The following is a 17,335-nucleotide window of genomic DNA, read 5'->3' as shown; positions in this document are numbered from 1 at the left end:
ATTGAAGTTAGTTAACACAATATTGTTGATCAAGGAGAACCGGCTATGATGAGACAAACCGTATTGCTTACCCTGCAGGATATTCCATATTTTTGTTATCCCGAGTCCGTTGGACATTATATGGACCACGTCCAGCATGCCGTGTTGCGTGAGGCCGGCGCACTGAACAACTTTAATATTCACTACGTCGCTTCGGGCAAGGGATATGTAGAAGTGGACGGGGTGGTGCATGAGCTTCGCGCAGGTCAGGCGTTTCTCTATTTCCCGCAGCAGCGGCAGCATTATTATAGTAGTGAAGATGATCCATGGGATGTACGATGGGTTCATTTTTACGGTGAACGTCTGCATGATTATATGATCGAGCGGGGGTTACATCGCAATCTATTGTGGACACTGCGGCAACGCAGCTCTTGGGAAGAGGCTCATCTGGCCTTGCTCACTGAAGCGGAACAGAACACCATGCTGCGTCCAGCTCAGCTATCCACACTGACCTATGCCGTACTTGCCGAGTTCGTGCAGCATGCAGTACCTTTAAAGAGCACACGTACCACAAGTAAGGCGGAGAATCGGGTTCTTGCACTTCTTCCACAGATGCAGCAGGAGGCCTGTCAACCTTTCCTGTTGCAGGACTGGGCGGATCTTGCAGGTGTGAGTTCGTATTACTTTTGCAAAATGTTCAAGAGTGCTGTGGAGATGACGCCCATGGAATTTATCACTCGTTCTCGACTACAGATGGCGAAGCAATGGTTACTCGAACGGCCTACGGCCAACATTGGACAAATCGCGGAGGAAGCGGGGTATCCCAATGCCAGTTATTTTAACCGCCAGTTCATGGCCCATGAGGGGATGACACCTACGGATTACCGCGGATTGTATCACAATTAACCCGTATCCTTTCGATGTTGCCAGCGCTTGAGGTATATTGGTTTGACACAGAGCTCAATCAAGTCTATTATGGATAAATTAAATCCGTATATAATGAGGTGCCCTCATGAAATATTCAAAAGCGACAAATTATGCTTTGCATACGATGCTTCATCTTGTAAGTACTGCCCCCGAACAGCTGGTTAGTGTACACCAACTTGCAGAATTGCAGAAGGTATCACCAACGTATCTGTCCAAAATTTTGACCAAATTGGTTAAGGCGGGCATGATCCAATCGACTTCTGGCGCCAATGGTGGCTACCGGCTTAGTCGTAAAAATCCGGATCCTTCTTTCTTGGAGATCATTCATGCGATTGAAGGTCAGGCGTCCCTGTTCGAATGTTCCCAGAATCATAACGCGGGCTGTTTGATCCAGCAGGTGATGGTGCAGGCGGAAGAAGAGATGGAAAGTTTTTTGAACAATAAAAAAATGTCAGAACTGGCTTCCCAGATGAAGGGTGCACATTCCCTGTAACTTGCAGATAGAAGTGAACTTCAATCGACGTGGTTAACTCGTCTGGCACATAGGTATATCCAGATCTTTCCCCAACCTCGCGAGAGGTAAGGAAAGATTTTTTTGTATCGTTGTACCTAATAGAAGGCGAATGGTACAATAAGGAAGGTATAGTATGCATACATACATGATCCTAATCTTACATCACATTTTACATCTCTGGAGGGACAACACATGAGCCAATCAACGATCACAGGACTGGAACAATTGCTCGCGCTTGAAAACATTAGGAACACCAAGGCGCGTTATTGCCGCTATATTGATACGAAGCAGTGGGATACTTTGGGCGATGTGTTTGCTCCGGATGCAGTGGCCGATTTCAGTACAGAGGGCAATCCAATTCCGGTATTAACAGGCCGTGATACGATCGTACAAGTATTCCGTGATCTGGTGGATGTTGCCGTAACCGTGCATCATGTACATAGCGCCGAAGTTGAATTTGTATCTGAGAACGAAGCAAAGGTCATCTCCCCAATGGAAGATTGGGTTACGTTCCCGGAGGGCAATGAGAACAAATCCTTCCACGGATTTGGGCACTACCACGAAACTTTTGTCAAAATCGACGGCCATTGGTACATCAAACATACAAGTCTGAAACGTCTTCGTTTGGACCTGTTTGAATAGTATAAGGATGGAATAATAATCACTTACAGATGCTTGATGCTGTAAGTGATTTCTTGGTTACAATGGAGACGAGTAACGTCCCGGAGTTGGATATCAGACAAAATGTGAGTGTTTTATGTGAATTGTAAGGTTATTTTACATAAAATTGAATTAATAGCATTGACGTTCCAAAAGTCATGAGTTAAGATACTTACAACAAATAAAATACATTTTATTACACAAATTGAAAATTGGGGTCTTTGTTCTTTCTTATGTATATGTATATTTCCGCTTGGCTAATTTGTTAATCAGAGGATGATGCCATGAACTGGTACGCATTGTTTGTACACACAGGAAGCGAAGAAGTCATTAGGAAATACCTACATATGTATCTAGGAACCTCCATTCGAGTTTTAGTCCCCAAGAGAAAAGTTCCGGAGAAGAAATCAGGTATTTTTGAAGCCTGCACCAAAAAGGTCTTTCCTGGCTATGTATTAATTCAAGTCAACATGACCGCCGAAACTTACCACTTAATCTGTTCTATTCCTCATATCATTAAAATGCTGGGAACTAACGCAAGCTGCACGCCAATCCCGGATCATGAAATGACCACATTGCTAAACCTCATCAATCCGGAAGATATTATCGATTATTCAACCGTATATATGGAAAATACCAAAGTTGTGGTGTTAGATGGCCCGTTGATGGGACACGAAGGCATCATTAAGAAGATTGACAGACATACGCGCAGAGCAAAGATATGGCTTCACCTAACAGGTAATGATAAACCCAGATTAGTTGATTTGGGTGTTGAAATTTTATATGCAAAACAAGAAAAATGATAATGTACTCAGATATGCTATGGTCACATACGACAACCAAAACCGGAGGAGCAGAATGAAGCTTAGGCACATTATGCAACCAAAGGAGTCATATGCATAAACTCTGAAATACACAACGTGTATCAACAGGGCGAAGCTGTGTAGTTAGGAGTGGTCCTGACTACATTTTGTTGAAAAAGGTATTCCTGAGACAGTACAGCGCGAGTAAGCTGCTGAACTGTTTTTTTGTTGTCTTCAAAAATTTTTTATAGTTTTCAGAGAGGGCTACTCACCTTAGATTCAGGAAAGGAAGACGTGATGCATGAGAAAAATGACCATTCGGGGTATTGGCATGTATGTGCCGGAATCCGTGTTAACGAATCAGGGGCTGGAGGCTATGAACATTAACGCAAATGCGGACTGGATTTACCATAATCTCGGAATCCGTGAACGAAGAATTTCGCATGAGCATGAGTACACCAGCGATTTGGCATTGGAAGCTGCGAGACAAGCTATAGAACAGGCTTCGATTGATGTCGAGGATATTGATATGATCATTATGGCGACGTTCACACCGGATCGTTTAATACCTCATCCGTCGGCTCTCGTGAAGGAAAAGCTCGGAGCGGACCAAGCCATTTGTCTGGATCTCCGCGCGGGTTGTGCCGGGTTCAGCTATGGATTATTGAATGCGTATTATACGTTCCAGGCTGAAGAAGATATAAGCAATATTCTAGTCATCGGCGCAGATACCTACTCGAAAGTAACTGATTGGCAGGATCGAGCAGCGTGTTCCAGTGTAGGAGACGGAGCAGGGGCATTTGTCTTACAGGAATTAGATGAGAATGATTCCTATCACAGCGTTTTTCTGAACGGAATTATGCATCACGAGAATATGGAAGATATCAGTTATGGAACACTGCCTGTTCATTATGGACACATTTCTGATGGATCTGCTTCCGTCTATACGTCCAATGGTCGATATTTATATGAACAATTGGTCAGAGGTATTCCGCGGCTCGTGAACCGTCTTTTGCGCAAAGTAAAATGGAATATGGGGGAAGTAGATTTGTTTATTTTCCCACAAACAAACAGTAATCTGATTAGAGAACTGGCCGTTGCCTTGGGTATCCCACAAGAAAAGGCCTATATGACGATGGAAAAATACGGGTATACCTCTAATGCTTGCTTGCCAATTGCGGTGACCGAGGCTGTGAATCAAGGGGCACTGAAAACGGGTGACCGTGTCGTGTTGGTTGGGGCTGGGGCTGGAACGTATTATTGCGCTACAGCAATCAGATGGGGAGAAGTCGTGTAAGTGGAGAGGAGATTATATGGCCAAGATGCGATTATATTGTGTCCCTTATGCAGGAGGGTCAGCATCAATATATAACAAATGGAAAAAGGGGTTATCCGAGTCCATTGTGCTGAACCCTGTTGAACTTGCAGGACGTGGATTGAAATTCTCTAAGCCGCTCTATGAGAGTATTCAGCAAAGTGTAGATGATGTATTTGATTATATATCTCGCGATTTGCCAGATGAGGAGCCATATGCTCTATTTGGACATAGTCTCGGAAGTCTGATTATCTATGAACTGTATAACAAAATGCATGAAGAGCAGTTCAGGAAACCCATACACATGTTTTTCTCGGGGCGAGAGACACCGGATTATAAAAAAGACCAGGTCTATTACCATTTGCCCGAAGGACAGTTCATAGACCGCATTAAGGAAATGGGCGGTACCCCGGATGAGTTCTTTGAGAACCAGCAACTTATGGATATGTTCATCCCCATATTACGTAAGGATTTGGAGATGAATGAGACGTATACTTACGAAGAGAAGCCTTATAAACTGCAATGTGATATCACGATACTGAACGGAGCAGAGGATGAGGGCTACATTCTGGATTGTGCAGAACATTGGAGAGGTTATACGGAACAAGGAAGTGCCGCCCGGATATACAAAGGGGGGCATTTTTATTTATTCGAAGGCAGTATGCATCGGGTTACCAGCATGATCAATCAGACATTAACAAGTTATATGGAGTAGATCCTATACGGAGGTGAGGTGTCCAATGAATCAACGGCAAATTACACCAATAGAACAGCTGGAGGCAACCATTCTGGACGTATTTCATGTGGTGCTGGGAGCCGATGCGGGAGTCACCACCACGATTAACTTTTTTGACTTGGGGAGTGATTCGCTGCTTCTTGCTCAGATCTATAATCAACTTGAAAAATTATATCCAGCTCAAATTACGTTAACCAATATGTTTGCCTATCCTACGATCTCCAGACTTGCGAAATTCATCGCAGATCAGGAAGGCATGGAACTGGAAGCCTATCCTGTTCCGTTGGATTACATGCAGAATACAGGACAGGTCCTTCAAGACCATCGATATGAATTCAGGATCGAGAAGGATCGCTTTAATGAAATCAGAGACTTATCCAGAATTGCAGGTTGCACGCCTGTGGAATGGTTGTGGTCTTTGTTCGCATATCTGTTGACGGAGATTGGCAATCAGCCACAACTTACGGTCTATACACTGATTTATCGAATGAACCATATCAGTTCCATTTCGCTGGATGTGCAAGAGGTACAGGATTTTAATGAGTTGTTTGTTATAGCGAAACAAGCTTTACATACAGCAGACGAACAGCCTGGTCACCATATCCAGGATCTGGTTAGAACAGGCATGAAATCACAACATGTCGCCATTCGTCCACTATTCTATGAGGCTGATTATGTCAGTGGAGGCAGGGTGGCGCTGGAGGAGCTGTTTGATGTCATCTGTGAAATTCAAAATGAAAAACGAAATATGCTGGTAACGATGTATTGCAAACCCCGAATGAACACCATTCAATGGAATCTTTTTTTCAGAACCTATGATCAAATGCTTGCCAAAGTGTTTGAAAGTCTCCGCCCAGCGGCTGAAAGGGGATAAATAATGAAAAACAAACTGATGGATTTCAGTGAACTGGGTATTCGTGACACCAATCAGACGGAGTCGTCTGGTCAGACGCCTCCAGCCCCAACTACAACTGCCATCCGTCCGGGTGATATCGCCATCGTTGGACTCAGTGTTCGTATGCCCTTGGCAGATGATGCGGAACAATTCTGGGATAACTTGTTACATGGTCTGGATTGTACGAGGGATCTGCCGGAGCAGCGACGCCAGGATGCCGATAATTATATCTCTCGTAAAATGAACACTGGTGAAGATGCCCAATACTTGGACGGTTCTTATCTGGAACATATCGATACCTTTGATTATCCTTTTTTTCGATTTACACCGAAAGAAGCCAGTTTGATGAATCCGGCCCAACGTATCTTTATGGAGACGGCTTGGGCCGCTTTTGAAGATGGAGGATATACCAGTGAGAAGCTGGCGGGCAGCAACACAGGAGTATATGTGGGATTGGTCTCGGATCTGGAAGGTTATCGGTATAAAGAAATGATTCATGATGTGGAACCACAGTCTTTGCCGATCTCGGTCACAGGCAATTTGTCTTGCATTTTACCCAGCCGTCTATCATACCTTCTTGATTTGAGAGGACCGAGTATGGTGGTGGACACGGCCTGTTCTTCATCTCTGGTTGCAGTCCATCATGCCTGTAATGCCATTCGTTTGGGTGAGTGTGACATGGCGCTGGCAGGAGGCGTAAAACTGAATGTGCTTCCTCTGGACAAGGATTACTACCGAATGGGCATCGAATCGTCCAATGGCATGACACGTCCCTTTGATGATAGCTCAGATGGTTCCGGAATAGGTGAAGGTGCGGCGGTTATTATGCTAAAACCACTTCAGGATGCCATCAAGGACAAGGATCAGGTATATGCGGTCATTAAGGGCAGTGCCATTAATCAGGACGGGAACTCCATGGGGATTACAGCGCCGAATGCCAGAGCCCAGAGTGAGGTCATTGTGAAGGCGTGGAAAGCTGCGGGGGTCGACCCTGAAAGTATTTCGTATATTGAAACCCATGGAACAGGGACTGTCTTGGGGGATCCGATTGAAATCGACGGCATTAAGGGGGCGTTTGAGCAATACACCGATAAGAGGCAATTTTGTGCCATCGGTTCAGTAAAGTCCAATATCGGACATTTGTATGAAAGCGCTGGCATTACAGGGCTTGTTAAATCTGTATTGTCCTTAAAAAAAGGGATTTTACCAGCGGTTCAGCATTTTGATCGCCCCAATCGCAATATTGATTTTAGTGGAACGCCTGTGTATGTGAATACACGTAACCGGATCTGGCCTGCTGAGGGTGCACCTGCGCGTATGGGTGTCAGTGCATTTGGTTTCAGCGGAACCAATTGTCATCTCATACTGGAGCAGGCGGGTGCAGTGGAAACCACCAGCGAAACTGAGATGCGGGAGTATCTGTTCCCCCTTTCAGCGAAGACGCTTCAATCACTGCAACAATATATATCCAAATATACGAAGTATCTGAAAACAACCGATCACACGTTAGCAGATATATGTTACACGGCAGGCACATCCCGAACCCATTATGAACACCGTCTGGTACGGATTGCTTCAAGCAAAGAGGAGTTGCTCGCCCAACTGGTTGCACTTGAAGAAGACGGGTTGCACTCCATTCGAGAGCAGCCAGTCCCGGAGTCGAATCAACTGCATTTAACGGATCATTGTGAAACCTATCTTGGTGGTGGGGAGGTAAGTTGGCCAAGTCTGTATTCGGGTGAGGATGTTCGCCGAATCAGCATTCCAACGTATCCATTTGAAGCTCATCGGTGCTGGATTGAGCTATCTGCTCCTTATACCCAAACCAAGACAAGTGCCATCACTATGGAGAACATACACCATTATGAGTTGGGCTGGGTCTGTGAACCGGAACGCAATTCAGATCGGAAGTTATCGGAAGGTCATGTCGTTATTTTTATGGATGAAAAAAGAGAGGACCGCTCTCTGCGTAAGGCACTACAGAAGCAGGGTCGTCAGCTCATTGAAGTGTTTGATGGACCTTCATTCCTTCAAGTATCTTCCGGGGAGTACGTCATTTCACACCAGCGTGAGAGCATGGAGCAATTATGGGCTCACTTGGGAGAATTGATGATCACCCAGATCATCTATATTCAACAGCAACAGTCCTTTCATCCATTTTTCTATCTTCTTCAGGAAATGATCCGTACGAAATCGTCGGAGCCTGTTGATGTGGTGTTGTTGACGAATCCAATCCATTCCATTACCGGAACCGAAGAAAATGTATTTCCTCAGGCTGCCCTGATGTTTGGTCTGGGTTTGGCTGGGCGCAAAGAAGACTCACGTCTGCAATGCCGTTCCATCCAAGTGGATGCGGAAACTTCGCTCCAGGATATTCTGGCCGAACTGGATCATGAAAGTGATGATTATGGTGTAGCTTATCGTGCGGGCACTCGTTACATTCAGCAGTTTGAAGCGATGGACCCTAGTCAATATCCTAAGCGGGACTACAAGATTCGCAATGACGGATTGTATCTCATTACTGGCGGACTGGGCGGTATTGGGCTGGAGATTGGATTACAACTTGCGGAGCGATACCCGGGAATCACACTTGCGCTGGTGAATAGAACTGCGCTTCCTACTCGAGGGGAGTGGGACAGCATTGTAGCAGCAGATTCCAACGATGCGTTAGTTCAGAAAATCCGATCTGTGCAACAAATGGAGGCTGCTGGGGCCACGGTTCTCTCTTACCAAGCAGATATTTCAGATGAAGCATCCATGCGAGTCATTCTGAGTGAACTGCGTCAGCAATACGGCCGCATTGCAGGTGTCATTCATGGGGCTGGGGTCGCTGTAGGTGGAGATCATCCGCTTAAGGACAGAACGATAGAAGAAGCTGAATGCGTATTACGCCCTAAAGTGCAAGGAACCCAGGTTGTGGATCAACTCACCAGAGAGGACAATCCAGACTTTTTTGTGATGTTCTCATCCATTGCAACGTTATTCAGCGGGCCGGGACAGGCGGATTATGTCGCTGCCAATGCGTATCAGGATGCCTACGCAGCCTACCGCAACCGGGAGTTGGACGGAACGATGACCGTCAACTGGTCTACCTGGAAAGAAACAGGCGCAGCTGCTGCAACCGGGTACGGAGTGGACACCTTATTCAAAGCCATGACCAATAAAGAGGCTCTGGCGTGGCTGGATCAGGTGGAAGGGCGTCAGATTGAACGTGTATTGATAGGACAGATGTCGACAGACCGTGGCATGTTGAAGATGATCCGCAACTATCCGTTCAGACTTTCTCCTGAACTGGAGAACTGGATTGATTCACGTCTACAGCGGACATCATCACCGAAGGCTCCAGTGACCCCGCAAAGTGTAGCCCGACAGGATGCCGTACTGAATGGTGCGGATGACGGAGAATACACTCCATGGGAGAAGCAGGTTGCGGATGTGTGCCAAGCCGTACTGGGCTTTAATGAAATTCATATTCATGACAGTTTCTTCGAACTTGGAGCTGATTCGATACTGGTGAAACAAATGTATGCACAACTTGACCGTCAGTATCCGGGAGTACTCGTTGTTGCAGATCTGTTCGAACATCCGTCTGTGCATAGACTGGGTGGATATCTGGCTGATAAAACAGGCAATAAACGGGAGAGCAAGCAGGTAGAGGCGCCTACAGGTGGTGCAATTGCGCTGGACGAGGAAGTCCATTCTCTTTTTGATCAGTTGGAAGATGGCACGATCAGCATGGAGGATATGCTCAAAGGATTAAAACATATCTGATATGTAAGGGGACGATACATTGGAACAGTTGCTTAAATATATTATTGAGAATACATCTGGTGGCAAAATCGACAAAAAAACGGCGATTGATATGATCACACTGTTGAAACAGCAGAAAAAGAACACTCGTGAAGATATTGCCATCATCGGCATCTCTGCGCATATGCCCATGGCTGATCATGTGGAGGAGTTCTGGAGCAATATTGAGAACAAAGTGAATTCCATTGTGGAGTTCCCTGAAGCGAGACAAGAGGATGTTCTGAAATATGTACGTTTCAAACAGCAGGATGAAGACGGGTTAAGCTTTATTAAAGGCTCTTATCTGGATGAAGTGGACAAGTTTGATTATCGCTATTTTAAGCTGACACCCAAAGAAGCAGCCCTGATGAGTCCTGACCAGAGAATTTTTCTCCAGACGGCATGGGAAGCAGTGGAAGATGCAGGTTATGGAGGCGCGCGGTTATCCGGTAGCAATACGGGATTGTATGTAGGATATTACAGCAGCACCCGAGATAATTATGCCAATATTATCGCCGATGTAGAACCGGAATCCATCTCCATCTCGGTAACGGGCAATGTGACGGCGGTATTGGCAGGAAGAATATCCTATTTGCTGAATTTGAAAGGCCCCAGCATGGTGGTGGATACCGCATGTTCCTCATCCCTTGTTGCCGTCCATATGGCCTGTCAGTCGATTCGAAGTGGTGAATGTGATGCAGCGATAGCGGGTGGGGTGAAGGTGAATACGCTCCCTGTTTTTAATAAATATGAGCAATTTGGCATTGAGTCCTCGGACGGGGAGACGCGTACATTTGATGATGCCTCGGATGGAGCGGGTGTTGGTGAAGGTGTGGCTGCCATTCTTCTGAAACCGTTAAGTCGGGCCATTGAAGATGGGGATCATATCTACGCCGTCATTAAGGGGACTGCTGCCAATCAGGACGGAACATCCATTGGACTAACCGCACCGAATCCACGGGCCCAATCGGAAGCGATCGTGAAGGCTTGGGAAGAAGCGGGGATAGACCCCGAGACGATCCGTTATATTGAAGCCCATGGTACAGCAACAGAATTGGGAGATCCGATTGAGATTAAAGGGATTACCAACGCTTTCGAACAGTTTACATCCAAAAAACAATTTTGCGCGATCGGCTCTGTGAAATCCAATATCGGTCATTTATATGAATGTGCAGGCGTGACAGGATTACTCAAAGCGGTGATGGCCTTGAAACATCAGAAGCTCCCGCCATCCCTTCATTTTGCCAAACCCAACCGCAACATCCGGTTTGAGCAGACACCAGTGTATGTAAATACACAACTCCGACCCTGGGAGGCGGAAGAAGGAATTCCGCGCAGATGTGGTGTCAGTGCTTTTGGATTCAGCGGAACCAATTGCCATGTCGTGCTTGAGGAAGCTCCGGCTGTTACTGTACAAGACCCGGGAGATGATCTGGGTTCAGGCAAGCATCTGTTTGTGTGTTCGGCTCAGACGGAAGAAGCACTGGTTCGATTGCTCCAGCGGTATGAACGTTTCTTGAAGGAGAATCGTGAAGCTCCTGTTGCGAGTGTGTGTTATACGGCAGCTACAGGACGTGGACATTATGAACATCGCTTGTCCCTGCTTGTGGAGGATACAACTCAACTGATCCACTTGTTGGAACAACCTTGGGCACAATTGAAGACACAAGAAGGAGTCTATGCCGGTGCTCCTGCTCCTAAGCCTACGGGAGCCGAGCGAATGGATTCGGAAGAACGTGAGCGCACCAGACGTCAATCATCTCAGGCACAAGAGAGGATCAAAGAACTGGCTGCCAGTCTACTTTCGTGGGATGAAACAGCACTCGGGGATTTGGCTGTACTCTATGCTGAGGGTGCAACGATGGATTGGGGACAGCTATATCAAGGGCGACAGGTCAAGAAGCTGAGTTTACCTACGTATCCGTTTGAGCCCAGCAGATGCTGGATTGATATTCAGGACCCGTCAGCTGTTTCGTTAAAAGACTACTTTCATACCGTTCGCTGGGTAGAGGATCGTGGGGATGCGACTTCGGATACCTCGGCACCTTCCTCTTCAGGCACAGTAATGATTATCGGTAACGGAACCGAACTGGAACAGGAATTGTCGGCTGGGCTGAAAGGCGAAGGCAGCCGGGTAGTCCATGTGAGACCGGGTGACCAGTTCCAGCAAATATCGGAGGACCAATACGAAGTTGGCGGAGATATGCCGGGAGCTTATTCGCAGCTATTAAACATGTACACAGACGGTGAAATTACTGAAATCATCTATATGTCCATGATGGGGAGTTCATTCTATCCCGAAGATTTGGCATCTATTGAAGCCAGGCAAAAGGAGGCTTTCTACTCACCTGTCTATCTGGTTCAGGCACTGATGAGCAAAGGCTTCGCCGAAGAGATTCATCTGAACCTGATTGCTGAATACGCCGGACACGTCACAGGCAGAGAAGAGAGGATCACCCCTCATAATGCACTCTTGATGGGACTGGGTAAGGTGATCCAGCAGGAGTATGGACATATTCGGAGCAAATTTGTAGATGTGGATCAGTCCATATGTACGGAGGACATCCTCAGGGAAAGACATATAAACGGTGAAGCTTATGCTGTTTCGTATCGTGAAGGACAGCGTTATACGGAGACGTTCACAGAGATAGACCTTAATGAAAGTGAGAGCGTGCCTTTCGAGGTGCGTCCAGATGGTGTATATCTTGTGACGGGTGGTACAAGCGGTATTGGTCTGGAAGCAGCACGGTTTCTGGCTTCTTCGAAGCCAGTGAAGCTGGCGCTTGTTGGTCGGACACTTCTTCCAGCAAAGGAAGAATGGGAAGGCATACTGCAAACAGGCCAAGACTCCCGCTGTACCAAAATGCAAGGCATCCTTGAACTGGAAGCATTGGGTGCAACCGTTCATTATTACAGTGCGGATCTGGCCGATGTTGTGGGCATGACGGAAGTGATTCAGGATATCACTCACCGCTATGGAAATATAAATGGTGTTATTCATGGAGCAGGTATTCCCGGAGACGGATTTTTATATCGCAAAAGCGATGATGAGTTCCAGACCATTCTTGGACCCAAGGTGAAGGGAACCTGGATTCTGGAGAAACTGACGCGAGATCAAGACATGGACTTTATGGTATTGTTCTCCTCCGGTATATCTGTCATCGGTGAAATTGGACAAGGCGATTATACGGCTGCCAATTGTTATTTGGACTCCTTCGCGGCATGGAGGACGGGACAGGGACGTAGAACACTTTCCATTGATTGGGTATCGTGGAAGGAAACTGGAATGTCCGTGGAATTTGGGATCAATGTGGATGGCATGTTCAAGACCATTCCGACAACGGATGGGATTGCAGCGATGGAAGCGGCCATGAGCAGACGGCTCTCCCGAGTGTTTATCGGTGCAATGAATTATGGAAGCAAACATCTTGCTGCACTTGGGCAGTTCCCGTTCCGGTTGTCTGATAAGCTGGAAGCCGGAGTGAAGCGCAGTAAGGAAATCGCTGACCAAGGAGCGCAACATCGTCCGAACCGAACCATACCACAGGAGAAACATACGGGGCCCGTAGATCTTTCCGGGAATGAGGAAGGTCGCTATTCGGAAACCGAGCAGCAGGTTGCGCGCATATACAGTGAGATACTGGGCTATCAGGAGATCAATATCTACGATAATTTCTTCGATCTCGGGGGCAACTCCATCATGCTGATCCGTATGCATGAGAGGCTTAACGAGGAGTTTCCCGGGAAAGTGAAGATAGCTCATTTATTTGCACATACATCCATTCATAAGCTGGCACTACATGTGAATCAGGGTAACGGCGCCGCTGTAAAAGCAAAAGCTGCTGCTCCTCTGGAGCAAAAGAAACCAACTGTTGAAGAGGATGAGGCCATCGCCATTATTGGGATTGCTGCTGAAATGCCAATGGCAGATACGGCAGAGCAGTATTGGGACAACATCCTGAACGGTGTGGACTGTACAACGGATTTTCCAGAGGGACGCAAAAAAGACATGGATGCCTATCATCAATGGATGAATGCAAGACTGGGTTCGGACAAAGAAGTACAGTACCTTCAGGGTGCATTTCTGGATGATATTGATCAATTCGATTATAAATATTTCCGCTTGTCTCCGAAGGAGGCCGGATTAACGGACCCGATTCAGCGGTTATTCATGAAGACGTCATGGCATGCGGTAGAGGATGCAGGTTACGGGGGACGCATCGAAGGAACAAATACGGGTGTCTATATGGGTTTTGCCAGTAGCCTGAACGATTCTTATCTCAAAATGATCTGTGATCTTGATCCTTATCAATATCCGATGTCCATTGTAGGGAATATCACAGCCATGATGCCGACCCGTATTGCCTATCCACTGGATCTCAAGGGGCCTACGATGGTCATCGACACGGCATGTTCTGCATCACTTGTCGCTACCCATCTGGCCTGCCGGGCCATTCGTAATGGTGATTGCGAGATGGCGATTGTTGCTGGTGCACGGATCAGCCTCAGTCCGTTGGATCATGATTATTTGAAAGTCGGCATTGAGTCTTCGGATGGATTAACCAAGCCATTTGATCAGGAAGCAGATGGTTCGGGGCTTGGTGAAGGCGGAGCCGCCGTGGTATTGAAGTCACTAAGCAAAGCGATTGCAGATAAAGACAATATTTATGCAGTCATCAAAGGAAGTGCCATTAATCAGGATGGAGCTTCGATTGGCATTACGGCTCCGAATCCTGAAGCGCAAACGGATGTTATTGTGAAGGCATGGCAGGATGCCGGTATTGATCCATCTACCATTGGTTACGTGGAAATGCATGGTACAGCGACGAAACTTGGTGATCCAATTGAAATGGATGGACTTACTACGGCCCTGCGCCGATATACAGACAAGAATCAGTTTGTTGCTATAGGTTCGGTCAAGTCCAATATAGGCCATTTGTTTGAAGCAGCTGGTGTGGGCAGTCTGGTTAAAGCGGCTATGGCCTTGAAACATCGGATATTGCCACCCACGCTTCATTTTGATAAGCCCAACTCATCCATTTCGTTTCAGGATTCACCGTTGTATGTCAATACGAAATCGAGACCATGGGATGGAAACGGCGAGCCGCTTCGCTGCGGAGTCAGTGCCTTTGGGTTTAGCGGAACCAACTGCCATCTGGTACTGGAAGAGCCGCCTATTATTCAGGAGCGGAAGATTTCGAGAGAAGTGGAAGTATTCACGCTAAGTGCCAAGAGCTGCAAGTCGTTACTTGCGCTGGTTGATAACTATATTCGTTTTATCTCGGAACGTCACCAGGAACTTCCGCTCAAAAACATCTGTTATACCGCGAATACGGGGCGCTGGCATCATGTTTATCGTGTCGCCTTTGGCGTGACGGACACGTCCGATCTGCTCGTGAAGCTGAGACGACTCGCTACATCAGATCTCGAATCCGTAGGTGAGCATCAGCTCTATTACGGAATGCATAAGGTCGTAACAGAGAAGAACGAAGGGAAGAACTACGAATTGACGGGCCAGGAGAAGTCCATTTTGAAGCAGGAGGGTAGAGAGTGCCTATCCCGATACATGGAATCTTCAGATCCGGGAGTACTACATGAATTATGCAAATTGTACACCACAGGCAGTGACGTGGATTGGAGCCTGATGTACAGGGAAGAAGAAATTCGTAAAATCAGTCTTCCATTGTATCCATACGATAATACACGCTGCTGGGTGGATCTTCCCGAGCAGTCTTCGGTATACACGCAAGTGAGCACCAGAGCGGTACCGGAAGCCTACGAGCTGGTATGGCAACAGAAGGGGATAGCGAAAGGGGATTCCGATCAGCAGATCGAAGTGAGCGACGGCACAACACTTGTACTTCTGGATGGGTCCGATTATGCAGCTGAGATAGCGGCACGTATGGAGCAGTCGGGGATGCAGGTATATTCCGTACTTCAGACGGATGTTCTGCGATCTGACCCGGACAGTCGAAATGTGGAACAAGTGGAAGCCTATGAGCGTGTGCTGCAACAGGTGGGCCTAGACCAACTTTCAAGAATTGTGTATCTGAACGGTGTTGGTAGTGAGGAACATTCAGCAAGTAAATCCAGTGACATGGAATCATTAGAGTCTGTTCTAAATGAACGTGTGTATGGGTTCTTCCGGTTTATTCGAGCGTTGTTGTCCAGTTCTCTGAGTCAACCCATCGAGTTAGTTCTGATTTCCCGTGAGGTCAATTCCATTAGGGGTACGGAGCGGATGAAACCTCATCTGGCTTCTGCCTTTGGAATGGGCAGAGTGGTAGGCAAGGAAAACATACAGATTCATTGCCGTTGTATTGATATCGATGAAGGTTCGTCTCTGGATCTGTTGCTGAAAGAGATCGGCACTTCATCTTCCTATTATGAGGTAGCCTATCGAAATGGAACTCGGTATGTTCAGGAGTTCAGAGCGTTGAATGAATCAGCACCTCCTGAAGACGAACTTGTTTTTGACAACGATGGTGTATACATCATTACAGGCGGTACAGGTGGAATTGGACTGGAAACCGCGCGGTATTTGGCTTCCGATGCTCCAGTAAATCTTGCATTAATCAGCCGTACACCGATGCCTGCACGTGAGCAATGGGATGCCATTGTTGCAGAACAATCCAAACTCAAAGTGATTCATCAAATCACAGTTATTCGTGAACTGGAGAGCCGGGGACATCAGGTTAGTTGCCATGCTGCAGATGTGTCGGATCTAGATGCCATGCGTGTACTTCTGGATCAGCTTCGGGTTACATTCGGGAAAATCAAAGGGATTGTCCATGGTGCAGGGGTCGGAAGCTCTGAAATGATCACAAGCCGTTCTCAGGCAGGATTCACCGAGGTCTTCTCTCCCAAAGTGCATGGCACTTGGGTATTGGATCAACTTACTGAACAGGATCATCTCGATTTCATGGTGCTCTATTCATCGATTGCTTCGGTCTTCAGCGCCCCGGGACAGGCGGATTACATTGCGGCGAATGCCTACTTGGATGCGTATGCTGACTACAGATCGATGATGGGCAAGCGCACACTGACTGTGCAATGGTCTACCTGGAAGGAGACCGGCATGTCAGCCGAGCACGGGTTTGCTGTAGATACGTTGTTCAAAGCCATGCCGACAGAGCAGGCGATGAATCAATTGTCTCTGGTGATGCGGCAATCCTCGGTTCGCCGAGTACTTATTGGCCAGATTCATTATGAGGGTCAATTGATATCCGCACTGGCCAAAAGTCCGTTTGATCTCTCTTCCTCTATTCGCGTTCAACTGGACCAACGGATGAAGCAGCTGGCAAGCAAGCGTCTTCCAGCATCCTCGTCAGAGGATCGTGACGGAGAAGTCGTTTTGACAGGTAAATCAGATGCATCCTATACACCGACTGAAAAGGCACTCGCCACCATCTGTAAAACGATGCTTGGTTTTCATGAAATTAATGTAGGGGATAGTTTCTTCGAAATGGGTGCCGATTCCATCGTCCTTATACAGGTACAGGCCCGGATCGATCAGCAGTTTCCTGGTCTGACCAAAGTCACGGATTTGTTTGCGAACTCCAATATTACTAGGTTGGCTCGTTTTATGGATGAGAAGTCTACTTCGAAGCCACAAGACATGGAGCAGGATTTGAAGCGTGTAATCGACCAGATGGAAAGCGGCGATGTTACGCTGCAGCAGGCATTGAATAACCTGATTAACCTGTAAAGGAGGAAC

The 17,335-nt window shown here is 47.0% G+C and carries 9 protein-coding genes; all 9 read left to right on the top strand.

Translation table 11 applies throughout. From position 1 onward, the window contains the following. Nucleotides 1-45: 45 nt before the first annotated feature. On the top strand, nt 46-885 hold the full coding sequence (locus C161_RS02795; protein WP_036606789.1) for a helix-turn-helix transcriptional regulator: 840 nt from the start codon (nt 46-48) through the stop codon (nt 883-885). A gap of 106 nt (nt 886-991) precedes the next feature. Beyond that, complete coding sequence (locus C161_RS02790; protein WP_036668125.1) at nt 992-1,399, top strand: RrF2 family transcriptional regulator; 408 nt, start codon at nt 992-994, stop codon at nt 1,397-1,399. A gap of 213 nt (nt 1,400-1,612) precedes the next feature. After that, nucleotides 1,613-2,062: a nuclear transport factor 2 family protein gene (locus C161_RS02785; RefSeq protein WP_036668124.1), complete on the top strand. Its 450-nt coding sequence runs from the start codon at nt 1,613-1,615 to the stop codon at nt 2,060-2,062. Nucleotides 2,063-2,364: 302 nt separating this feature from the next. Then, complete coding sequence (gene loaP, locus C161_RS02780) at nt 2,365-2,883, top strand: antiterminator LoaP (protein WP_036668123.1); 519 nt, start codon at nt 2,365-2,367, stop codon at nt 2,881-2,883. A gap of 301 nt (nt 2,884-3,184) precedes the next feature. Then, entirely contained in the window at nt 3,185-4,180 is a 996-nt protein-coding gene (locus C161_RS02775) for a 3-oxoacyl-ACP synthase III family protein (RefSeq protein WP_036668122.1), read from the top strand. A gap of 16 nt (nt 4,181-4,196) precedes the next feature. Next, nucleotides 4,197-4,913 (top strand): thioesterase II family protein, encoded by a 717-nt coding sequence (locus C161_RS02770; RefSeq protein ID WP_051449553.1) that lies wholly within the window; start codon nt 4,197-4,199, stop codon nt 4,911-4,913. A 25-nt stretch (nt 4,914-4,938) separates the two neighbouring features. After that, nucleotides 4,939-5,808 carry an acyl carrier protein gene (locus C161_RS02765; protein WP_036668121.1) on the top strand — a complete coding sequence of 290 codons (870 nt, stop codon included), beginning with the start codon at nt 4,939-4,941 and terminating at the stop codon, nt 5,806-5,808. Nucleotides 5,809-5,811: 3 nt separating this feature from the next. Next, nucleotides 5,812-9,600, top strand: a complete 3,789-nt coding sequence (locus tag C161_RS31335; protein ID WP_051449552.1) for a type I polyketide synthase — start codon at nt 5,812-5,814, stop codon at nt 9,598-9,600. A gap of 19 nt (nt 9,601-9,619) precedes the next feature. Then, nucleotides 9,620-17,326 (top strand): SDR family NAD(P)-dependent oxidoreductase, encoded by a 7,707-nt coding sequence (locus tag C161_RS02755; RefSeq protein WP_036668120.1) that lies wholly within the window; start codon nt 9,620-9,622, stop codon nt 17,324-17,326. Nucleotides 17,327-17,335: the final 9 nt, after the last annotated feature.

The organism is Paenibacillus sp. FSL R5-192, from assembly GCF_000517845.1.
Lineage (GTDB): Bacteria > Bacillota > Bacilli > Paenibacillales > Paenibacillaceae > Paenibacillus > Paenibacillus amylolyticus.
The sequence above is the reverse complement of the archived record's forward strand: the minus strand, read 5'-3'. Positions and strand labels throughout refer to the sequence as shown.